This window comes from Actinoplanes octamycinicus (assembly GCF_014205225.1).
Classification (GTDB): Bacteria; Actinomycetota; Actinomycetes; order Mycobacteriales; family Micromonosporaceae; genus Actinoplanes; species Actinoplanes octamycinicus.
The window spans coordinates 6,811,848-6,830,254 of sequence record NZ_JACHNB010000001.1 but is presented as its reverse complement, the minus strand read 5'-3'; the positions used below and the strand labels follow the sequence as shown (position 1 = coordinate 6,830,254).

Sequence of the window (18,407 nt, the reverse complement as noted above, 5' to 3'; positions counted from 1 at the left end):
GATCTTGATGGGGGTTGGCGGCATGGTGAGCCGGGCGGAGGCGGAAGCGCTGGTGGGGCGCATGTATGCGGCGGCCGGCGCCGGGGACCTGGACGCGGTCGACGAGATCTTCACCGAGGATTTCCACAGCCATCCGATGGGGACCCGCGGGCGTGAACACATCCGGTCGGCCTGGCAGCTGATCCGGCAGAAGTTCCCGGACCTGCGGATCGTGCCGGAGGACATCCTGGTTGACGGGGACCGGGTGGCGGCGCGGGGCAGTTTCCGGGCCGGGGAGCAGACCGGGACGCTGCTGGAGATCTTCCGGGTGGCGGACGGGAAGATCGCCGAGCTGTGGGGCGTCAGCACGCTGAAGCTGCGCTGACGCCCCGTGATCGCAAGCGGTCAGCGGTGGACGTAGCGGAGGCCGGCGGCCAGCTGCACCACCTGCTCGTGGGTGAGCGGGATCTCCTCCGGGTCCCAGGTCACATCGATCGCGGTGTCACCGCCCCACTGGACCGAGAGGCTGGCCGCCTCCGGGTAGTAGGCGACCTGCCGGCCACCGATGTCCCAGGTCTCGCCCGCGTCCGCGTGGTCCCAGCGGTCGGTGTCCACGGTGAGGCACAGCCCGGACGGCTGCCGCTCGGTCGCCGCGACCCGCGGGGACGCGAAGCACAGCGCGTCCTCCGCCTCGAACTGCACGACCAGCCCGGACGGCACGAACGGGAGCGTGAACGGGGCGCCGAGCAGGGCGGGCCGGCGGCCACCGGCCAGGCCGCGGGCGTACTGCAGCAGCTCGTCCCTGGTCATCCGGCCCATGCTCAGCACGGTGATCCAGCGGCCGTCCGGGAGCCGCCAGCGGACCCCGGTGAACCGGTCGCCCGGGCCGGCGCCGTCGTAGGTGCCGGCGGACCGCAGCTCGGCGGTCTGCCCGTGGATGTCGACCTGGTCGACGTCGGTCGCCTCGACCTCCCAGTCACCCCGGAGCGGGCCGATCTCGGTGCTCAGCATGATGTCCCTGGTGAAGTCCATCCGCACGTTCGGACCCATCCTGGTGACCGTGAAGGAGCCGGTGTCCAGCCAGGACGGCGTCCAGGTGGGCCGGAGCGGGAAGATCACCGGCGGGGCGGCCGGTGTCGGGGCCACCGAGGCGGCCGGGGTGCTGGGCGCCGCCCGCTGACGGTCGTGCAGCAGCGCCGGCACGGCAGCGCCGGCCGCGACGACCGCGGCCGCCGCGACGGCCACCACGGTCCGGCGGCGGCGACGGTCGCGCTGGACCCCGGCGGTGACGCTCGCCCACAGGTCCGGCGCCGGCGCGGGCGTGGCGGCCCGGTCGAGCAGCGTGGTGCGCAGGTCGTCTTCGAGCGTCATCGGGTGGCCTCCGAGATGGTGGTGGGGAGCGGGCGGGGGCTCATGTCGTCGCGCAACCGGGCCAGGCCCCGCATGGCGTGCACCCGGACGGTGCTCGGCGCGCACCGCAGGATCTCGGCGATCTGCCGGTCGTCGAGATCCTCGTAGTAGCGCAGCACCAGCACCGCGCGCTGCGCCCGGGTCAGCCCGGCCAGCCGGTGCCACAGCTCGTCGCGGCTGGCCTGCTGGTCGGCGAAGTCGCCGCCGCCGGCCGGCCGGTCGTCACTGATCGTGGTGGGACGCTCGGCGTTGGACAGCCGGCGCAGCCACGAGACGTGCGACCGGACGAGCGCGGTGCGCAGGTACCGGTCGGGCTGGTCGGTTTCGATGCGCGACCATCGTCGGTACGCCTTGACCAGCACCTCCTGGACGAGATCCTCGCCCAGGTGCCGGTCGCCGCAGAGCAGGTAGGCGAACCGGCGCAGCGCGTCACCCCGTGCCCTGACGTAGTCCTCGAATCCGCTCTGCACTCGTCGGTCCCCCCGATCGGATACTTGCCGTCACCCTCCTAGACGTGGTGAGTGCGCCGCCGCGTTTACCATCTGACAGCATTCTGGGCGCTCCAGGATCTCGGCGCTGTCGGAGATCTGGTCGATCGAGCCGATCGGCTCCCGGCCGTCGAGCAGCGCCGCGGCGAACCGGCCGGCGTCGATCACCGGGAAGGGGCGGTCGAAGTAGGGCCGCCGGTGGACGTCCTGCGGCGGGCACATGCCGAGCGCGTTCTGCCGGCGGGCGGCCTCCTCGTAGACCGCGCAGAGGGCCGCGGACCTGCGGTCCACGTCGCCGGCCGCGACGGCGTCGGCCAGGTGGGCGGCGACCGGATCGCTGCTGATCGCGGTGAGGAGCCATTTCGCGTACGGCGGCCAGCGCCGTTGCTGGAGCAGCAGCAGCCGGGCCAGGTCGCGGACCAGGCTGCCCGTGACGACGCGGGAGCCGGTGTCGTCGCCGAGCTCGGCGGTGCGCCCGACGAACGCCTCCTGCTGGGCGATCCGTGCCCACTGGCAGCCGAGGACGTAGCGCCAGAGGTCGTCGGGGTACCAGGTGTAGCGGTCGCGGATCCGGGTCAGCTCGCCGTCCGGGTCGTGGAAGACGGCGCCGCTGGTCAACTCCAGCAGGCGCTGCCAGGGGATGGCCAGCCAGTCCGGGTCGTCACCGATCTTGCTGGTCAGCCAGGTGTCCAGGGCGGTGACGGTGACGTAGTGGTCCACCGGGCCGTCGGTGTAGGCCATCGAGCGGACCCGGGCGCCGGGCGGGACGAAGTTCGTCGGCCAGCCGTGGAAGCGTTTCGGCAGCTTGTGCCGCAGCTCGTCGGAAACCTCCGGATCCACGTCGAACAGGTCGAGCCGGGGTCCCCAGTCGTGGTCCGTGGAGCGTTCCGTGTCGTAGCCGAGCACGTCGCTGCCCGGGCCGATCCGGGCGGCGATGTGCGGGCGGTCGCCGAGCAGCGGGCGGACCGCCTCCAGGTAGAAGAGGCGGGACAGTTCCACGCCGGGCCGGAATTCAGGCATGGTCCAGGTTTAGCATCGCGACTATGTGGATCAAGGAGGGTGCCCAGGAGCTGGTCCATTCCACCGTGAACGAGGTGACCGGCGGCGTCTGGCGGGTACCGCACGACGGCGGGTCGGCGGTGCTCAAGCTGGTGATGCGGCACCGCGACGGTGCGGCGGCGCACCTGGCGGCCAGCGATGACCCCGGGCACTTCAACTACTGGCGGCGGGAGCCCACCGCGTACGCGGAAGGTCTGGCCCGGACCGCCTTCGCGGCCGGCGGACTGTCCGTCCCGGAGCTGTACTCGCTGGAGGAGCGCGCCGACGGGTCGGTGGCCATGCTGCTGGCCGACGTGCGGGGTGCGCCGATGGCGTCGTGGCGGCCCGGTGAGCTGGGCGAGATCGCCTACCGGCTCGGGGTGGGGCAGAACCGCTGGGTGGGTGATCCGCCGCGGCGACCCTGGCTGGCGCGGGACTTCCTGCGCGACTACACCCTGGCCCAGCCGGTGCCGGACGCCGTGGACTGGGACCACCCGATCGTGGCAGCGGCGTGGGAGCCCGGACTGCGGGCGCGGCTGCGCGAGCTGTGGGACTGCCGGCACGAGCTGCTCGCGGCCGCCGACCGGCTGCCGCGGACGCTGTGCCACCACGACGTCTGGCCGATGAACCTGGTCCTCGCCGAGTCCGGGCCGGTGCTGCTGGACTGGGCGTTCGCCGGGCCGGGAGCGATCGGGGAGGACGCGGCGAACCTGGCCCTGGACACGTTCTTCGACGGGCTGATCGACCTGTCGCTGATGGACGGCGTCCTCGAGGCGGTCGCCGACGGGTATGCCCGGGGCCTGTCCGAGGTGGATCCGTCGCTGGTGCAGCGCGCCATCATGATCACCGGGGCGGCGAAGTACTTCTGGCTGGCGCCTCGCATGATCGACAGCCTGATGCGGGAGCAAGCGGCGGCCGCCTATGATGCGCGGGGCTGGCCGGAGCGGTTCGCCGGGCGGGCGCCGGTCCTCGAAGTGGTGGTCCGGTGGGCGGGGGAGGCGTTGCGATGAGTGACTTTCCGGCATCTCATGTCGGTGGTGTCCGGGTGAGTGACCGGCGGGCGTCTCATGTCGGTGGTGTCCGGTGAGTGACTGGCGGGCGGACCGGATCGGATCGGCGGCGCGGGGCGAGAACCCGACCGTGCTGGCCCGGCTGCCGGGCGGTTTCGCGGTGATCGGGGACACCCAGTTCCTGCCGGGCTACTGCGTGCTGCTCACCGACGATCCGGCGGTGTCCCGGTTGAGCGATCTGCCGCGGGCCGGCCGGCTGGCGTTCCTGGAGAGCATGGACCGCCTGGCCGAGGCGGTGGAGCGGGCCTGCGCCGCGCTCGATCCGGCCTTCCGCCGGGTCAACCTGGAGATCCTCGGCAACACCGACCCATTCCTGCACGCGCACATCTTCCCGCGCTACGAGTGGGAACCGGCGGAGATCCGCAGCGGCCCGGTCTGGTGGTACCCGCGGACGAAGTGGTCGGAGGCCCCGCTCGGCCCCGCCCACGACCACCTCCGCGCCGCCATCACCAAAAACCTGATCTAGACCCTTTGCGGTACGCCGTCCGCGCCACCTGCCCAGCCGCTACGCCGCCGGCCTATCTGTCACGCCGCCGACCTCTCTGTCACGCCGCCGGCGTCTCGGTGAGGTTGCGGCTGATCCACTGAGCCACCTGGCGGCGGCCTCGGAGCCGGACCACGACCACGTCCCGTCCTCGCCGGTCCAGCAGCGCCGCCACTCGCCGGCCGGGGCTGCCCTGGGTGCGCCACGCCCAGCGCACCACATGGTCGGGATCGGTGAACACGGTCCACAGCGGCGGCTCGACGTTGCCGTTCCACAGCTGCCGGCGCCGGAGACGCCGCACCAGGGTGCGCCCGACGACCTGGCGCATCACCAGGCGACGGGGATGGTCCAGCCACAACACGCAGTCCGCCCGGCTGGGGAGCAGGTCGCCGAGCTTCCCGGTGTACTGCCACTCGGTGACCCAGCGCGGTTGCTGCGTGAAGGCCTCGACCTCGGCGACGAACGTGGGCCGCGGCTCCCAGTCCGGCCCGTGGTGCAGGGCGTCGAGCTCGACCCGCGGTAGCTGCCACCGGTGGGCGACGAGCGTGGCCAGCGTCGTCTTGCCCGCGCCGGAGGTGCCCGCGATCAAAACCCGGTTGGGCCGGTCGGGCAGGGCGTCGTTCCAAGTCAGCAGCGGCACGACAACAGATTAGAAGATCATGGCGGGTAGCAGTTTCTTCCTATTGTCCTAGGACGACTTAGGGGCAGTGCGGCAAGCCGCACCTACACCAAAAAGGACGGCTTCGCCGACGAACACGACTTCTGGGTTACGGTGCCGTCGGATCGGGGGAGGGATCGTGCTGGTTTCGGGAGTGGCGCCGCTGCTGGTGGTGCGGGACGTGGCGGACAGCGTGACGTTCTATCGGCGGCTCGGGTTCGAGGCGATGGTCGTGTGGGAGACCTACGCGAAGCTGGTGAGCGGCCCGGGCGTCCTGCACCTCGCGGCCGCCGGTGAGCCGCCGCCGGATCGTGGGTCGGTAGCCCTGGCGCTGCCGGACCCCGGTGCGGGCTCGGTGGTGGCCGCGATAGTGGTGCAGGTGGCGGACTGCCGTGAAGCGTGCGCCGAGCTGGCCGCCGCCGGGGTCGAGCTGCTCGGCGAGCCGTCCGAGCCGGAGTGGGGCGGCGAGGTGCGGGCGTTCCTCCGGGACCCGGACGGCCATCTGATCGAGATCAACGAGGTACTGGGCTGACCTCCGGACGACGGGCCGGGCCGAAAGCGTGCTTCCGTGCCCGGCCCGCGCCGGCTTGCGACCACGCGGCCTCCCGCTGGTCAAGGATCAGTACACGCGAAAGAAGGTGGCGTCCTGCCGGTACAGCGTCTCGCTGATCGCCGGGTCGAGGTAGATCCGGAAGCCGCGGTGCCGGAGGAAGTGACCGGGGTAGTTGACCGACTCGAATGACGATGCTTTCGGATCGGCGAGCCCGGGGAGCTCGCGGAACGTCGCGTCGAGCATGAACAGTGCGTCCTCGGTGCGGGGTTGCAGTTTCAGCTCGAAGCCTTGGTGGCGCAGGTAGTGCCCGGGGAAGCTGATCGACTCGAACGAGACGCCTGCCGGGTCGGACAGGCCGGGCACGGGCACGAAGGCGTTGTCCCGGCGGTCGCCGTCGGTGGTCGGTTCGACGAGTTCCACCAGGAAGTTGCGGTGCTGGATGAAGCGGTCCGGGTAGTTGGCCGATCGGAGCCGGACCGGCCGGGTGTCGTTGTCCACGCGGTCGACCTGCAAATAGAGCATGTAGTCTCCGCGCAGGTCGGGTGACTCCAGATAGCGCACCGCCAGCACGCCGCGCCCCCGCCCGGATGGCTCCTCGCGCGCGATCCGGTCGGCGGTGTCGTAGTTGAGTACGAGTACGTACGGGTCGAAGACGTGCGTGTCCCGGTTCTTCGGGTCGGGTTTCATGCCGATCGGCCGGCTCGCCGACGTGCCGGTGATCTTCTTGATGCTCACCGCGAGGTCCAAGCCGAGGGAAAGGGCGTTCACCTGCCATTGCGCATGGGGGCCGACCAAGCTGGGCAGCCGATCGCGGATCTTGGTACCGATGTCGAACGCCCAATCGGCCCAGCCCTCGAGAAAGTGCTGGCCGGGGTCGTACTCCCAGATGGTGGGGACGATCAGGCAGACGTCTTCGCCCTGCGTCAGGGTGCCCTCCCACACCTTGCAGGGCGGCCAGTCCCGCCCGATGTTGAGCGAGTCGCGGATCCACGGGGTGCTGGTGGGGAAGGAATCCCCGGATCGGAGACCTCCCTTGTTCGACGCGCTGCCCGCGCGCACGCGCCCATTCTGGTTGTTGGTGTCGCCGAGGACCGGACTGGTGGGCTGGCCGCGGTAGATCACGTTGCCGGTCCGGGCCGAAGCGACCGTGATGCCGGTGCTCAGCTGCACCTCGTCTCGCTTACCGTCGCCCTGCCACATGTCGTCCCAGGTCTCGGTCATCACTCGGAAGCCGTTGAGTGTGACTCGGAAGTCTCCGCTCAGCATGCTGATTCACCTCCACTGTCGGGATAGGGCATCAGCCTGGCCGTCGCTTCGTTCGGATGGATATACGTACAACTACGACCACTCACCGATCGGGACAGTTAATGCCGGACATGAACCACGAGGCCGGGCGCTGGCTCGACATCATCGGTTCGCTCCTGCGTGAACCGCTGACGGACTTCCCGCACGACCGCTTGCTGCGGCAGCTGATCACCACGTTTGCCGCCGGATCGGGCTGCTGGACGTATCGCACGCCGGGCGGATCCCTCGGCGGGATGAAGCTGCATCCGGGCTTTTCCCGGGCTGCCTGGCTCACCTTCGTCGACGGCCGCTTGCACGAGCATCCTTTGGTCCGGTGGTTCAGTGTCACCGGCCAGTCGGCCGCGTGGACCGTGGCGCGGGTTCCGGCCTGTCTCGTCGATCGCCGGTACGGCGAATGGCGCGAGCGCACCGAGTCGTTCGGCCTGCGTCACCAGATGGCGGTTCCGATCTTCTACGGCCCCGCGGCGATGGCGGTGTTCGTGGTGGCTCGGCAGGACGAAGACTTCACCGACGGCGACGTCCACCTCGCTCACCGGCTGCAACCGCTGCTGACTGGCGTGGCGCGGCAGGCCCGTGTGTTGGCCCGGCTCGCACCGGAGTCTTCGGCCGCCGGCCGCCAGGCGGACGTGACGCTCACCGGCCGGGAGACAGCTGTGCTCGCCCTCACCGCCCATGGCCTGACGGCGGTCGCCGTGAGCCACCGATTGGGTGTCTCCCCCCGCACGGTGCACAAGCACCTAGAACATATCTACGCCAAGCTGCGGACCAGGGACCGGCTGAGCGCCGTGTTGAAAGCCGGCCGTCTGGGTCTGCTGCCGGACGCTGACAGGACCGAGTACTGACGCGCCGGAGCCGGGCGCCGTGGTGACCCCGGCACGCGTCGGCGCGCAGCCGGGATCGGCTCCCTGACGCCGGAAAGGGGTGGCCTTCCCGCCCAGCCGGAAGTCATGGCCGTTGGCCGCGGTCAAAGCTCGGTCCGGGACGGTGGTCAAGCCTTCGGGGACGGCGAGCTATGCCATGGTGATCATCCTCCATGGGAGGGGTGCTGCCGAGCCTCGGCGGGCGGTCTGACAGGAACCGCCGGTTCGGCCGAAGGGGCGGGAACGCGGCGGGTGGTGTGGGTCAGCAGGGCGAGGGCGGTGAAGATCAGGGCCGCGGTCAGGGCGGTGCCGTGCAGGCTGGTGGTGAAGGCGGCCCGGGCCTCGTGCAGCAGGGTGGTGGCTTCGGCGGCGGGTAGCTGGTGGCTGGTGGCCAGCGCGCCGGCCAGGGAGTCGGAGGTGCCGTGCATGCGGGTGCGGTAGATGACGGCGGCGAGGACGCCGAGCAGGGCGAAGCCGAGGGAGCCGCCGAAGTAGTTGCCGGTTTCGGACATGGCAGCGGCGGCTCCGGCGCGGGCGGGTGGGACGGCGGCGAGGATCTGGCCGGTGCCGAGGGCGAACAGGGGGCCGGTGCCGAGGGCGAGGACCGTGATGCCGAGCATGATGGCGGGTAGGGAGCCGGCCAGCAGCAGGAGACTGCCGAGGGCGGACAGGGCCAGGCCGGCGGCGATGGCGGTCGGTGCGGGCAGCCGGCGGGCCACGGCGGGGGCGGTCATCGTGCCGGCGGCGACGCCGAGGCCCATCGGGGCGAACAGGACGGCGGCCAGGGCGGGGGAGTAGCCGAGGACGCCTTGCAGGTACTGGGTGACGAGCAGTCCGGTGCCGGCCATCGCGATGCCGGCGCCGATCAGGGCGACGATCACGGTGGTGACCGTGCGATCGCGGAACAGGCGCAGGTCGAGCAGGGGGGTGGCGAGACGGGCTTGACGTCGTACGAAAAGCCATGCGGTTGCCGTGCCCAGCAGCAGGGCGGTGAGCGGGGCGGCGGTCGTGCCGCCGGCGGTCCCCTGTTTGAGGCTGTAGATCAGCAGCAGGACGGCGGTGAGGGAGAGGGCCACGCTGGCCGGGTCGAGGCGGCCGGGCTGCTCGGCGCGGTGTTCCGGGAGCAGGAGGCGGCCGGTGGCCAGCAGGAGCAGCATCGGCGGGACGGCGAGCAGGAAGATCGAACCCCACCGGAAGTGCTGCAGCAGCAGGCCGGCCAGGACCGGGCCGAGGGCGCCGCCGGTGAACTGGGCGGTGGCCCAGGCGGCGATGGCGCGGCCGCGGTCGTGCGGGTCCGGGAACATGGTGGTGATCAGGGCGAGGGTGCACGGGGTGAGGGTGGCGCCGGCCACCCCGAGCAGGGCGCGCAGGACGATGAGCTGGGTGGGGCTGGTGACGGTGGCGGCCAGCAGCGACAGGGTGGCGAAGGCGGCCGCGCCGATCAGAAGCAGTCGTCGGCGGCCGATCCGGTCGCCGAGGGTGCCCATCGTGATGACCAGGGCGGCGACCACCAGGCCGTAGCTGTCGCTGATCCACAGTTGTTCGACGTTGCTGGCGCCGAGGTCGGCGGCGAGGGCCGGGAGGGCGAGCAGCAGCGCGGTCAGGTCCATGGCGACGATCAGGGTGGGCAGCATCAGGATGATCAGTCCCAGCCAGGTGCGGTTGGTTCTCATGACCTGCGGTCGGAGCGGGCCGGGGTTTCTTGACACGAGAATGTCGGTGGGGGATGTCAAGGTGGGCGGGTCGGTTCCGACCACCTGGCGAGAGGGCCCCTGCCGGGGCCCGCGAGATCTTTGGGGTACGCGATGAAGTTCCTGATCATCATGCACATCAACCCGGCTGTGCTGGACGCGCTGACCGATGAGGAGAAGGCGGCGATCGGGGAGGGGCACGGGCGGTTCATGGACGCGGTGAAGGAGTCCGGGGAGCTGATCACGACGCAGGCGCTGGTGGATCCGTCGCAGGCGGCGGTGGTGCGGGTGCGCGACGGGCAGCCGGTGGTGACCGACGGGCCGTTCCTGGAGGCGAAGGAGTTCCTGGGCGGCTTCTATTTCGTCGACGTGGAGGACAAGGCGCGGGCGATCGAGTTGGCGGCGCAGATCCCGGACGCGGCGATCGAGGGGCTCGGGGTCGAGGTGCGGCAGGTGATGTTCGCGGACGGGCTGCTGGAGGCGTGACCGGTCCGGTTGCTGGAGGCGTGACCGGGCCGGCTGCTGAAGGGGCGGCCGGGCCGGCGGTCGAGGACCTGCTGCGTCAGTTGATGCCGCAGGTCCTCGGGGCGCTGGTGCGCCGGTACGGGCAGTTCGAGGGCTGTGAGGACGCGGTGCAGGAGGCCGGTCTGGCGGCGTCGGTGCAGTGGCCGGTGGAGGGGGTGCCGGGCAATCCGCGGGGCTGGTTGATGACGGTGGCGTCGCGGCGGCTGATCGACGAGGTGCGCAGCGAGTCGTCGCGCCGGGAGCGGGAGACGGCGGTGTCGGCGGAGCTGGCTCCGCCGGAGGTGCCGGACACCGATGACACGCTGCTGCTGTTGTTCCTGTGCTGTCATCCGGCGTTGACCGCGGCGTCGCAGACGGCGTTGACGTTGCGGGCGGTCGGCGGGTTGAGCACGGCGGAGATCGCGCGGGCGTTCCTGGTGCCGGAGCAGACGATGGCGGCGCGGATCAGCCGGGCGAAACAGCGGATCCGGGCGGCGGGCGGGTCGTTTCCGCTGCCGGCCGGGGCGGAGCGGTTGCCGGTGGTGCTGCACGTGCTCTATCTGATCTTCAACGAGGGTTATACGGCGTCGTCGGGCGCCGCGCTGGACCGGCCGGATCTGGCGGTGGAGGCGATCCGGCTGGTCCGGTTGGTGCGGGCGCGGCTGCCGGCGGACGGGGAGGTGGCCGGGCTGCTGGCGTTGATGCTGCTGACTCATGCGCGGCGGGCGGCGCGGACGACGGCGTCCGGTGATCTGGTGCCGTTGGCCGAGCAGGACCGGTCGGCCTGGGACCGGGAGCTGATCGCGGAGGGCTTGGAGCTGGCCAGGTCGTCGCTGGGGGCGGCGGCGCTCGGCCCGTACCAGTTGCAGGCGGCGATCGCGGCGACGCATGCGGACGCGGCGACGGCCGCGGAGACGAATTGGCAGCAGGTGTACGCGTTGTATCTGATCCTGGAGCGGATCGCGCCGAACCCGATGGTGACGCTGAACCGGGCGGTGGCGCTCGCCGAGGTGTCCGGGCCGGCGGCCGGGCTGGCGCTGCTGGCCGGGCTGGACGCCGACGAGCGGATCGCCGGTCATCACCGGTTGTTGTCGGTGCGGGCGCATCTGCTGGAGCAGGCGGGCGACACCGAGCAGGCGTACGCGTTGTACCGGCTGGCGGCGAAGGGCACGGCGAGTCTGGCGGAGCGGCGGCATCTGGAGTCCCGCGCCAGTCGTCTCTTCCTATCTTCCTAGGACGACCTAGAGGCAGTGCGGCAAGCCGCACCTACACCAAAAAGGACGGCTTCGCCGACCACCCGGGCAGAAGCGGCCCTGCCCGGGTGGTGCGAATCGTCAGCCGTTGGCGAAGTACAACGTGACGTTCGGGCAGACCGTGTCGCATCGGAGGTAGGCGGTGTAGTCGGAGTAGACGTTGGTCCGCCACACGCTCGCGTTGCCGGTGAAGCGCTCGTTGACGACGACGACGCGGTTCTGCACGTCGGTGACGACCAGGCGCCAGTTGTAGCCGGCCGCGCCGGTGGTGGCGATGTGGAACAGGTTCGATCCGGCCAGGTCCAGCGTCTGGGTGATGCAGTCGAGGTCGCGGCCGTCGGCTTTCACCTTGCAGGTCTTCTGGTTGAGGGCGGCCGCGGGATCGGCGACCGCCAGTGCCGTGGCCGTCGCGGCGATCGTCATGACGCCCGCGAGGGCCGGTCTGATCCTCATCCTTGGTCTCCTTCATTCGACGGGCCGGCGGGTTGCCCGCGCCCTGGCTCGATTCCGACGAGACCTCTTTCTAGCGGCGTGCCGGTTGTCTGGGTCCTGTCCGCGCTGGTCAGACAAACAACGTCGGACAACGCGGCGACGGCTCGGTGGTGGTGGGGGCTGTCCGGGTGGCGCCCGGCAATCCTGAGCGGCCGAACGCCATGAGCGCCCGGCCGCTCCGACGATGGCCGTGTCGTGACGACCAGATGTGCGGCCGGGCGGTGCGGGGCCGGTCATCGGCCGATCGAGGAAAGGGGGCACGCCCGGTGGGGGCGGGGGTCAGGCCGGCGGGGTCTCGTAGAGGGCGAGGATCTGGTCGGCGACGCAGGCGGGGCGGCGTTCGCCTTCGATCTCGGCGGTGGTGCGCAGGATGAGGCGGGCGCCGGAGGGGAGGCGGCGGGCTTCCAGGAGGCGGACCTTGCCGCGGAGGCGGGCGCCGCAGCGGACCGGGGTGTGGAAGCGGACGCGGTCGAAGCCGCCGTTGACGACGAAGGTGACGTTGTCGACCTGGACGACCTCGGTCAGGAAGGTCATGCACAGGGAGAGGGTGAGGGCGCCGTGGGCGATGGTGGTGCCGAACGGGCCGTCTTTCTGTGCGCGGTGCGGGTCGGTGTGGATCCACTGGTGGTCGCCGGTGACGGTGGCGAAGGCGTCGATGCGGTCCTGGTCGACGAGGTGCCAGTCGCTGGTGCCCAGCTCGTCGTGGCCGAGCAGGTCGTCTAGTCCGGTGAACCGCGCCATTGTCCCACCCTAGTGGAGCTGGGGTGGCCGATGGCCGGAGGCGGGCGGGTCAGCTCGGACTAATGACGGCGCGCAGGGTGTCGGCGGGTGTGGTGGCGGACAGGGTGCTGGCTGTCGCCGCGAGCAGGAGCAGGCTGGCGGTGAGGGCGAGGATGATGCCGAGGGTCTTGCGCATGGAGCTGATTCGGGGGTTGCCGGCGTGACGTCGTCTCCACAGCAATGCGCTGGCCAGGCCGGTTGCGGTCGTCAGCGTGGCGGCCATCGCTGCCATGATCCAGTGGTAGTGCTCGGCTTGGCCGAGGAGTGCGGTCAGTGCGGGTGAGCCGGCCGGCTCGGTCAGGGCTTGGCGCATCTGTTGCAGGGCCTGGTCGAGGTCGCGGCCGGGTGTGCTGTCGGGCAGCAGGGACAGCAGGGCGATCACTGGGACGGCTGTCGCCTGGATGTTGAGCATCAGCAGCCCGGTGGCGAGGACGGCGAAGACGGTCGCGCCGATCGCGGGGTATCGGGCGGTGGCGCGGTGCAGGTGGCGGCGCCAGAGTGCGACGGCGAGCAGGGTGAAGACGGTGAGCATCAGCGCGCTGATCACGACTTTGATCGCGTGCCAGCGGTACCAGTAGTCGACCAGGTCGGCCAGGGCTGCGGGGAACTGTGGTGTGCCGGCTCGCCAGTATGCGACGAGGGCTGGTCCGAGCGAGTCGCGCAGGACGTCGTCGGGGTTGTTGAGGAGGGCGGCGGGGGCGAGCACGAATGCCGCCACCAGGGTCGTGCCGCTGGCGAGAAGTAACCGGATCACGGCTTCGAGTAGAGCAGGGGTGCTGCTGCTGGGGCACTACGGCGGGGGCCCTTGCTGGTGGTGTGGCTGGGTGTACCCCGGCGCTGGTCGTACCGGACATGAAAAGACGCTGCCCGGGGTGGCCGGGCAGCGTCGGGTGGTGTGGTCAGGCGTCGACGGTGGCCGGTTTGCTGGTGGCGAGGCGGTGCAGCAGGCCGGCGAAGGCGAGGCCGAGGGCGCTGAAGAGGACGACCTGGGTGCCGAGGGAGGCGAGCCGGAATTGCCACAGCAGGTCGGCGGGGAAGGTGTCCGGGACCTCGTTGGTGGCGGGGAGCAGGGTGTAGGCGATGGTGACGACGATCAGGAAGGCGAGGGTGCCGGCGGTGGCGCGGCGCCATTCCTGGGTTTGGGTGCGGGCGGCGAGGACGCCGGCCCAGATCGCGACCAGGCCGAGGGCGAGCAGTGCGAGGTAGCTGATGGTGCGTTGTCTGATGGTGGCGGGGTCGCCGACGGCTGGTGGGTTGGGTGGGTATTTGAGCCAGGGGATCAGGACGATGCCGGTGAGGGCGGCGGTGGCCAGGCCGAGGGCGGCGCGGGTGTCGCTGCTGGTGTGCAGGCGGCGCCGGAGCAGGGCGTAGGCGGTGGCGAGGAAGCCGCCGAGGGCGATCCCGTAGAGGGTGGTGGCCAGGGTGAGGCCGATGTTTTTCTGGGTTTCGCGGCTGACGAGTTCTTCGCCGCCGCCGGCGGCGCCGTGGGCGAGGGTGTTTTGTTCCTCGATGGCGATGGCGGCGTCGATGCGGGGTTCGCCGGTGAGATAGGCGAAACCGCCGGCCAGCAGGCCGGCGATGAGCCCGGCGAGCAGTCCGGCGGTCAGGAGGCGCCCGAAGCTGAGCTTCAGTGGCACGGGACGCCCAGCAGGTGGCGGCCGTCGTGCATGAGCTCGTGCATGTACATCCCGCTGCGGGACAGGGCGCCCTGGTCGAAGGCGACCAGGTAGGCCAGGGCGAGCAGCAGGAGGGTGACGCCGGCGGCGGTGAGCAGCAGGCGGGTGGAGATGGCGGGGATGGCGAGGGGCCGCACGGTCGGGGCCTTGGGCATGGTTGATCAACCTCCTACGGGATGACGCGTCCCGGTGGACGGGCTGCGGACGGGTGAGTGTCCTGACTCATCGCGTCCCCGTGGCCGGGGGGCGATTCACAGTGGCGCGACCGCACCGGAATTGCACCGGTTTCCCTCACGACGCCGCAGATGGCTCCCACAACCTATCGGTCGTGGTGGTGGGGGCACAACCGGGATGGCGTGGCGCGGATAACATTCACGGTCGTCGTTGTTTCGGGTGGGGGTGGATGGTGCGGCTGGTGTGGACGCTGGCGTTGCTGGCCGCTCCGTTGCCGGTCCGGGAGCCGCCGGGGTGTGTGACGCCGCCGGTGCCGGTGGTGTCGGTGCCGTATGTCGTGGCGCCGGTCGCGTCCGGCGCCGGGGTGCGGGTGGCGGTCGTCGATTCCGGGGTGGACGCGGGGAACGCGCAGGTGGCCGGCCGGGTGGTGGCGGGGCGGGACCTGCTGCGCGGGGAGTTGGCGGGGCGCCGGGACTGTGTGGGGCACGGGACGGCGGTGGCGGCGTCGGTGGTGGCGGTGGCGCCCGGGGTGCGGATCGTGCCGGTGCGGGTGGCCGACGGCGATCCGCGGGACGGGGCCGGGGTGGCGCGGGTGGCCGACGGGATCCGGTGGGCGGCGGGTCCGGGCCACGCCCAGGTGATCAACATCTCGCTGGTGGTCGGGGCGGATGATCCGCGGGTGCGGGCCGCGGTGGCGTTCGCGGTCGGCCGGGGTGTGGTGGTGGTCGCGGCTGCCGGGAACCAGCCGGGGGCGGGACCGCAGTTCCCGGCCGGGTATCCGGGGGTGCTCGGCGTCGGGGCGATCCTGTCGTCGGGCGAGGCCGCGTCGTTCTCGCCGGTGGGGCCGCAGGTGGATCTGGTCGCGGTCGGTGATGCCGGGACGAGTTTCGCGGCCGGGGTCGTGTCGGGGACGGCGGCGCTGGTGTGCGAGCGCTTCCCGGAGCTGCCGGCCGCGGGGGTGGGCCGGCGGCTGGTGGCGACCAGCGACGCGGGGCGGCGGGTGAACCCGTATCGCGCGGTGACCGCGGCCGGTTCCGGGCCGGCGCCGCGCGTTCCGGCCGCGGCCGACCCCGATCGGAGTTCCCGGTACGCGGTGGGCCCCGCGGTGTCGCGCCGCCCGGTGTACTGGGCGGCGGGGTCGGCCGTCGGCGCCGGCGCGGTGCTGGGCCTGATCGCCTTCGCGGTGACCCGGGCCCGCCGCCGCGGCTGGCGGCCCGCCGACTAGCGCGCGTTGTCCTGGACCGGCGGCAGCCCCGCACGACGCGCGTGGCGGTGGTGCGGGGCTCCCCGCCGTACCGGATGAAGAATCCGGAAAGTGGCAGCGGGCCGGAGGGTCAGTCCGGGATCTCGGGCATGGCTTCGGGGTCGGTGTCGGAGGCGGGCCGGTTGGCGTGGTGCTGGTTGATGCCGGCGTTGGTGCTGCCGTCGGCCGGGGTGGCCGAGGTCGGCGGCTCGTCGGTCTGAAAGGTGCCCTGCTCGCGGTGGCCGGAGGTGTGCTGGTCGGTGCTGGCACCGGCGACGTCGTTGCTGTCGGTCATGTCGGGGCACATACCCGTTGCCGGCGCGGACTACCCTGCCGGGCATGGACCGGGCTGCTCGTCGTGCCGCTGCCCGTTCGCTGGCCCTGTCCGGGCTGTGGATCGCCTCGATCGTGGTCCTGCTCGCCCTGGTCGCCGGCCGGCCGTGGCAGTGGCTGCTGACCGTGCTGGTCGTCGGTGTGGCCACTTACGGGTGGCGGTGGCTGGACCGGTATCCGCGCACGCCGGTGCGTCCCCTGATCGTGGTGTCCCTGATAGCCTTCGCCGGCAGTGTGCTCGTCGCGTTCGGCGGCCTGCGGGGGCTCGTTCTGGCCGGCGCGACAGCTGGGATCGTGGTGCTCACCTTCCTGGCCGGTGCCTGGTGGCTGATCCGCGGACCGAGCAGGGGGAGCAATTCGTGACGGAGTCGCTGGACGTCAACGGAGTGACGATCGCCTACCGCACGGCGGGGGTGGCCGGCAATCCGCCCGCGGTGCTGCTGCACGGGCTGGGGGACAGTGCCGCCGACTGGGACACGGTCCTGCCGGACCTGGCCGAGACCCATCGGGTGTACGCGGTGGACCTGCGCGGGCACGGCGGCAGTTCCCGGCCGGGCAAGTATTCGTTCGAGTTGATGCGCGACGACATGCTGGCGTTCCTGGACGCGGCCGGGATCGACGAGTGCCTGCTGATCGGTCATTCGATGGGCGCGGTGGTCGCCGAGCTGCTCGCGCTGGCCGCCCCGCACCGGGTCAGCCACCTGGTGCTGGAGGACGCGGTCGCGCCGCGGCCGGGCGCGTTGTCGCGGCCGCCGCTGCAGCCGCCGACCGAGCCGGTCCCGTTCGACGTCGCCGTGGTCAACCAGATCCGCGCTCAGCTCGACGATCCGGATCCGGCGTGGTGGGAGGCGCTGTCCGGGCTGCCGGTCCGCACGTTGATCATCAGTGGGGCGGAGAGCCCGATCCCGCACGAGTTGCTGGCCGACGCGGCCGACCGGATCCCGGACGCGACGCTGGTGTCGGTGACCGCCGGGCACGATGTGCACGTGGAGCAGCCGACCGCGTTCGTCACCGAGATCCACCGGTTCCTGCATCCGCGGGCATGAGGCGGGTCGTGGTCTACGGGGTGACCGGCTCCGGCAAGTCGACGCTGGCCGCCGCGATCAGCGCCCGTACCGGTCTGCCGTATGTGGCGGTCGACGACCTGACCTGGGAGCCGGGCTGGGTGCAGGTGCCGGTCGCGGTGCAGCGGGAGCGGATCGCCGCGGTGTGCGCCGGGGACGCGTGGGTGCTCGACAGCGCGTATCTGTCGTGGCTGGACGTGCCGATGGCGCGCGCTGACCTGGTCGTCGGCCTGGATCTGTCGCGGGCGGTGTGCCTGTGGCGGTTGTTGCGCCGCACCGTGCACCGGTCGGTGACCCGCACGCCGGTGTGCAACGGCAACGTCGAGTCGGTGCGGGAGTTGTTCACCCGGGATTCGCTGCTGGTGCAGCAGTTCCGGTCGTTGCCGCGCAAGCGGGCCCGGTTGCGGGCCTGGCAGCGGGATCCGGCGATGCCGCCGGTGCTGGTGTTGCGCCGCCCGCGGGCGGTCCGCGCCTGGCTGGACTCCCTGCCACCTTCGTGATCGCCGCGGGCTCAGGACAGGGATTTCAGCATCCGCAGGTAGGTGCTGCCGTCCCAGGCGCGGGCGCGGTCCACCAGGCGGTAGCCGTTGGCGAGGTAGAAGGCCTCGGCGTGCAGGGCGACGCCGGCGGCGAGCTCGGATCGGCCGGTGCGGGCCCGGAAGTCGGTTTCGACGTGGCGCAGCAGGGCGGTGCCGATGCCGCGGCGGGTGGCGTCCGGGTCGACGTAGACGTGTCGTAGCCGGTCGTCGCGCCAGCCCGCGCAGCCGAGCACCTGCCCGGCGGCGCGGGCCACGAACAGCGTCCCGGCCGAGATCATGGCGCTGAGCTCGTCCGGGGAGACGTCGCGCAGCAGCGTCTCGACCTGCTCGGCCGGGTATGCGGTGGGCGCGTGCCGGGTGAACGCGGCGTGCCGGATCCGCAGGATGCGGGGCAGGTCGGCCGGGGTGGCGGCGGTGATGGCCGGGGTGCTCCGGCCGGTGGGCTTCACGACCGGGTGATGGCGTGCTCGACCAGGTCGACGGTGGCGCGCGGGTCGGCGACCTCGACGACCAGGCGCGCGTACGACTCGTCGCGCAGGGCGATGACGACCGCCTTGTTCGGGTCGCGCACGTCCCAGAACACCTTCTCGCCGTTCTTGCGGAACCGGCCGGCGGTCAGCCAGCCGGGGAAGTGTGTGCCGCCGGTGCGGATCCCCTTGAACTCCCGGTCGATGCCCGGGTCGATGGTCGCGCCGGCCACGTTGACCAGCGGAATCTGCAGGCGGCTCTTGAGCGCCCAGAGCTTGTCGATGCCGAGGACCTCGACGATGAGGGTGTCGCCGTCGATGCGGACGTCTGCGGGCATGGTGGACG

General features: G+C 71.7%; 25 protein-coding genes and 1 riboswitch. Of the genes, 11 read left to right on the top strand and 14 right to left on the bottom strand.

What is annotated here, in order from left to right; genetic code table 11:
• Positions 1-22 precede the first annotated feature (22 nt).
• On the top strand, positions 23-364 hold the full coding sequence (locus tag BJY16_RS30520) for an ester cyclase (protein ID WP_185043001.1): 342 nt from the start codon (positions 23-25) through the stop codon (positions 362-364).
• A 20-nt stretch (positions 365-384) separates the two neighbouring features.
• Here the strand turns inward: BJY16_RS30520 and BJY16_RS30515 are convergent, their stop codons facing one another.
• The 3 genes from BJY16_RS30515 to BJY16_RS30505 are packed head-to-tail and all read right to left on the bottom strand — an operon-like array spanning position 385 to position 2,897.
• Positions 385-1,350, bottom strand: coding sequence for a hypothetical protein (locus tag BJY16_RS30515; protein ID WP_185043000.1), 966 nt, complete (start codon positions 1,348-1,350; stop codon positions 385-387).
• Positions 1,347-1,859, bottom strand: coding sequence for a SigE family RNA polymerase sigma factor (locus BJY16_RS30510; RefSeq protein WP_185042999.1), 513 nt, complete (start codon positions 1,857-1,859; stop codon positions 1,347-1,349). The genes BJY16_RS30515 and BJY16_RS30510 overlap by 4 nt, the downstream gene beginning before the upstream one ends.
• Before the next feature lie 30 nt (positions 1,860-1,889).
• Positions 1,890-2,897: a DUF4037 domain-containing protein gene (locus BJY16_RS30505; protein WP_185042998.1), complete on the bottom strand. Its 1,008-nt coding sequence runs from the start codon at positions 2,895-2,897 to the stop codon at positions 1,890-1,892.
• A 23-nt stretch (positions 2,898-2,920) separates the two neighbouring features.
• On the opposite strand from BJY16_RS30505, the gene BJY16_RS30500 reads away from it, so the two are divergent.
• Positions 2,921-3,925, top strand: coding sequence for a phosphotransferase (locus tag BJY16_RS30500; RefSeq protein ID WP_185042997.1), 1,005 nt, complete (start codon positions 2,921-2,923; stop codon positions 3,923-3,925).
• A 73-nt stretch (positions 3,926-3,998) separates the two neighbouring features.
• Positions 3,999-4,451 (top strand): HIT family protein, encoded by a 453-nt coding sequence (locus BJY16_RS30495; protein ID WP_185042996.1) that lies wholly within the window; start codon positions 3,999-4,001, stop codon positions 4,449-4,451.
• A gap of 79 nt (positions 4,452-4,530) precedes the next feature.
• On the opposite strand, the gene BJY16_RS30490 is transcribed toward BJY16_RS30495, so the two are convergent.
• Entirely contained in the window at positions 4,531-5,109 is a 579-nt protein-coding gene (locus tag BJY16_RS30490) for a P-loop NTPase family protein (RefSeq protein WP_185042995.1), read from the bottom strand.
• Between the two features lie 157 nt (positions 5,110-5,266).
• Between BJY16_RS30490 and BJY16_RS30485 the strand changes: the two genes are divergently transcribed.
• Positions 5,267-5,659: a VOC family protein gene (locus tag BJY16_RS30485; protein WP_185042994.1), complete on the top strand. Its 393-nt coding sequence runs from the start codon at positions 5,267-5,269 to the stop codon at positions 5,657-5,659.
• Between the two features lie 87 nt (positions 5,660-5,746).
• On the opposite strand, the gene BJY16_RS30480 is transcribed toward BJY16_RS30485, so the two are convergent.
• Positions 5,747-6,850, bottom strand: a complete 1,104-nt coding sequence (locus BJY16_RS30480; protein WP_185042993.1) for an AbfB domain-containing protein — start codon at positions 6,848-6,850, stop codon at positions 5,747-5,749.
• A gap of 206 nt (positions 6,851-7,056) precedes the next feature.
• On the opposite strand from BJY16_RS30480, the gene BJY16_RS30475 reads away from it, so the two are divergent.
• The gene (locus BJY16_RS30475; protein ID WP_185042992.1) at positions 7,057-7,827 is read left to right on the top strand and encodes a helix-turn-helix transcriptional regulator; all 771 of its coding nucleotides are present in this window, start codon (positions 7,057-7,059) and stop codon (positions 7,825-7,827) included.
• A 182-nt stretch (positions 7,828-8,009) separates the two neighbouring features.
• Here the strand turns inward: BJY16_RS30475 and BJY16_RS30470 are convergent, their stop codons facing one another.
• Positions 8,010-9,518, bottom strand: coding sequence for an MFS transporter (locus BJY16_RS30470; protein WP_185042991.1), 1,509 nt, complete (start codon positions 9,516-9,518; stop codon positions 8,010-8,012).
• Between the two features lie 132 nt (positions 9,519-9,650).
• On the opposite strand from BJY16_RS30470, the gene BJY16_RS30465 reads away from it, so the two are divergent.
• Together BJY16_RS30465 and BJY16_RS30460 are read left to right on the top strand one after the other, a co-directional pair.
• Positions 9,651-10,022, top strand: a complete 372-nt coding sequence (locus tag BJY16_RS30465; protein WP_185042990.1) for a YciI family protein — start codon at positions 9,651-9,653, stop codon at positions 10,020-10,022.
• 68 nt (positions 10,023-10,090) lie between these two features.
• On the top strand, positions 10,091-11,275 hold the full coding sequence (locus tag BJY16_RS30460; protein WP_260418974.1) for an RNA polymerase sigma factor: 1,185 nt from the start codon (positions 10,091-10,093) through the stop codon (positions 11,273-11,275).
• A gap of 99 nt (positions 11,276-11,374) precedes the next feature.
• On the opposite strand, the gene BJY16_RS30455 is transcribed toward BJY16_RS30460, so the two are convergent.
• The 5 genes from BJY16_RS30455 to BJY16_RS30435 all read right to left on the bottom strand — a co-directional run bounded on the left by BJY16_RS30455 (position 11,375) and on the right by BJY16_RS30435 (position 14,396).
• On the bottom strand, positions 11,375-11,746 hold the full coding sequence (locus BJY16_RS30455) for a hypothetical protein (protein WP_185042989.1): 372 nt from the start codon (positions 11,744-11,746) through the stop codon (positions 11,375-11,377).
• A 318-nt stretch (positions 11,747-12,064) separates the two neighbouring features.
• A complete protein-coding gene (locus BJY16_RS30450) occupies positions 12,065-12,526 on the bottom strand; it encodes a MaoC family dehydratase (protein WP_185042988.1) in 462 nt (153 codons plus the stop codon).
• A 49-nt stretch (positions 12,527-12,575) separates the two neighbouring features.
• Positions 12,576-13,319, bottom strand: a complete 744-nt coding sequence (locus tag BJY16_RS30445) for a hypothetical protein (protein WP_185042987.1) — start codon at positions 13,317-13,319, stop codon at positions 12,576-12,578.
• Positions 13,320-13,464: 145 nt separating this feature from the next.
• Complete coding sequence (locus BJY16_RS30440; RefSeq protein ID WP_185042986.1) at positions 13,465-14,202, bottom strand: CbtA family protein; 738 nt, start codon at positions 14,200-14,202, stop codon at positions 13,465-13,467.
• Complete coding sequence (locus tag BJY16_RS30435) at positions 14,193-14,396, bottom strand: CbtB domain-containing protein (RefSeq protein ID WP_185042985.1); 204 nt, start codon at positions 14,394-14,396, stop codon at positions 14,193-14,195. Before BJY16_RS30435 ends, BJY16_RS30440 begins: the two co-directional genes overlap by 10 nt.
• Before the next feature lie 57 nt (positions 14,397-14,453).
• Positions 14,454-14,531, bottom strand: a riboswitch (cobalamin riboswitch).
• Between the two features lie 113 nt (positions 14,532-14,644).
• On the opposite strand from BJY16_RS30435, the gene BJY16_RS30430 reads away from it, so the two are divergent.
• Positions 14,645-15,640: a S8 family serine peptidase gene (locus BJY16_RS30430; protein ID WP_185042984.1), complete on the top strand. Its 996-nt coding sequence runs from the start codon at positions 14,645-14,647 to the stop codon at positions 15,638-15,640.
• A gap of 109 nt (positions 15,641-15,749) precedes the next feature.
• On the opposite strand, the gene BJY16_RS30425 is transcribed toward BJY16_RS30430, so the two are convergent.
• A complete protein-coding gene (locus BJY16_RS30425; RefSeq protein WP_185042983.1) occupies positions 15,750-15,953 on the bottom strand; it encodes a hypothetical protein in 204 nt (67 codons plus the stop codon).
• A 44-nt stretch (positions 15,954-15,997) separates the two neighbouring features.
• Here BJY16_RS30425 and BJY16_RS47675 point away from each other — a divergent pair, with 44 nt between their 5' ends.
• The 3 genes from BJY16_RS47675 to BJY16_RS30415 are packed head-to-tail and all read left to right on the top strand — an operon-like array spanning position 15,998 to position 17,555.
• A complete protein-coding gene (locus BJY16_RS47675; protein ID WP_239177744.1) occupies positions 15,998-16,354 on the top strand; it encodes a hypothetical protein in 357 nt (118 codons plus the stop codon).
• Positions 16,351-17,037, top strand: a complete 687-nt coding sequence (locus BJY16_RS47670; protein WP_239177742.1) for an alpha/beta fold hydrolase — start codon at positions 16,351-16,353, stop codon at positions 17,035-17,037. Before BJY16_RS47675 ends, BJY16_RS47670 begins: the two co-directional genes overlap by 4 nt.
• A complete protein-coding gene (locus tag BJY16_RS30415) occupies positions 17,034-17,555 on the top strand; it encodes a P-loop NTPase family protein (RefSeq protein WP_185042981.1) in 522 nt (173 codons plus the stop codon). Before BJY16_RS47670 ends, BJY16_RS30415 begins: the two co-directional genes overlap by 4 nt.
• Positions 17,556-17,566: 11 nt before the next feature.
• Here the strand turns inward: BJY16_RS30415 and BJY16_RS30410 are convergent, their stop codons facing one another.
• Both BJY16_RS30410 and BJY16_RS30405 read right to left on the bottom strand, forming a co-directional pair.
• The gene (locus BJY16_RS30410; RefSeq protein WP_185042980.1) at positions 17,567-18,043 is read right to left on the bottom strand and encodes a GNAT family N-acetyltransferase; all 477 of its coding nucleotides are present in this window, start codon (positions 18,041-18,043) and stop codon (positions 17,567-17,569) included.
• Positions 18,040-18,399: a hypothetical protein gene (locus BJY16_RS30405; protein ID WP_185042979.1), complete on the bottom strand. Its 360-nt coding sequence runs from the start codon at positions 18,397-18,399 to the stop codon at positions 18,040-18,042. Before BJY16_RS30405 ends, BJY16_RS30410 begins: the two co-directional genes overlap by 4 nt.
• Between the last annotated feature and the right edge of the window lie 8 nt (positions 18,400-18,407).

Coding starts and splice junctions, on each gene's coding strand:
- BJY16_RS30520 (WP_185043001.1), top strand. CDS start 23: ATGGTGAGCCGGGCGGAGGCGGAAGCGCTGGTGGGGCGCATGTATGCG.
- BJY16_RS30515 (WP_185043000.1), bottom strand. CDS start 1,350: ATGACGCTCGAAGACGACCTGCGCACCACGCTGCTCGACCGGGCCGCC.
- BJY16_RS30505 (WP_185042998.1), bottom strand. CDS start 2,897: ATGCCTGAATTCCGGCCCGGCGTGGAACTGTCCCGCCTCTTCTACCTG.
- BJY16_RS30500 (WP_185042997.1), top strand. CDS start 2,921: ATGTGGATCAAGGAGGGTGCCCAGGAGCTGGTCCATTCCACCGTGAAC.
- BJY16_RS30475 (WP_185042992.1), top strand. CDS start 7,057: ATGAACCACGAGGCCGGGCGCTGGCTCGACATCATCGGTTCGCTCCTG.
- BJY16_RS30470 (WP_185042991.1), bottom strand. CDS start 9,518: ATGAGAACCAACCGCACCTGGCTGGGACTGATCATCCTGATGCTGCCC.
- BJY16_RS30465 (WP_185042990.1), top strand. CDS start 9,651: ATGAAGTTCCTGATCATCATGCACATCAACCCGGCTGTGCTGGACGCG.
- BJY16_RS30455 (WP_185042989.1), bottom strand. CDS start 11,746: ATGAGGATCAGACCGGCCCTCGCGGGCGTCATGACGATCGCCGCGACG.
- BJY16_RS30450 (WP_185042988.1), bottom strand. CDS start 12,526: ATGGCGCGGTTCACCGGACTAGACGACCTGCTCGGCCACGACGAGCTG.
- BJY16_RS30435 (WP_185042985.1), bottom strand. CDS start 14,396: ATGCCCAAGGCCCCGACCGTGCGGCCCCTCGCCATCCCCGCCATCTCC.
- BJY16_RS30430 (WP_185042984.1), top strand. CDS start 14,645: ATGGTGCGGCTGGTGTGGACGCTGGCGTTGCTGGCCGCTCCGTTGCCG.
- BJY16_RS30425 (WP_185042983.1), bottom strand. CDS start 15,953: ATGACCGACAGCAACGACGTCGCCGGTGCCAGCACCGACCAGCACACC.
- BJY16_RS47675 (WP_239177744.1), top strand. CDS start 15,998: ATGGACCGGGCTGCTCGTCGTGCCGCTGCCCGTTCGCTGGCCCTGTCC.
- BJY16_RS30415 (WP_185042981.1), top strand. CDS start 17,034: ATGAGGCGGGTCGTGGTCTACGGGGTGACCGGCTCCGGCAAGTCGACG.
- BJY16_RS30405 (WP_185042979.1), bottom strand. CDS start 18,399: ATGCCCGCAGACGTCCGCATCGACGGCGACACCCTCATCGTCGAGGTC.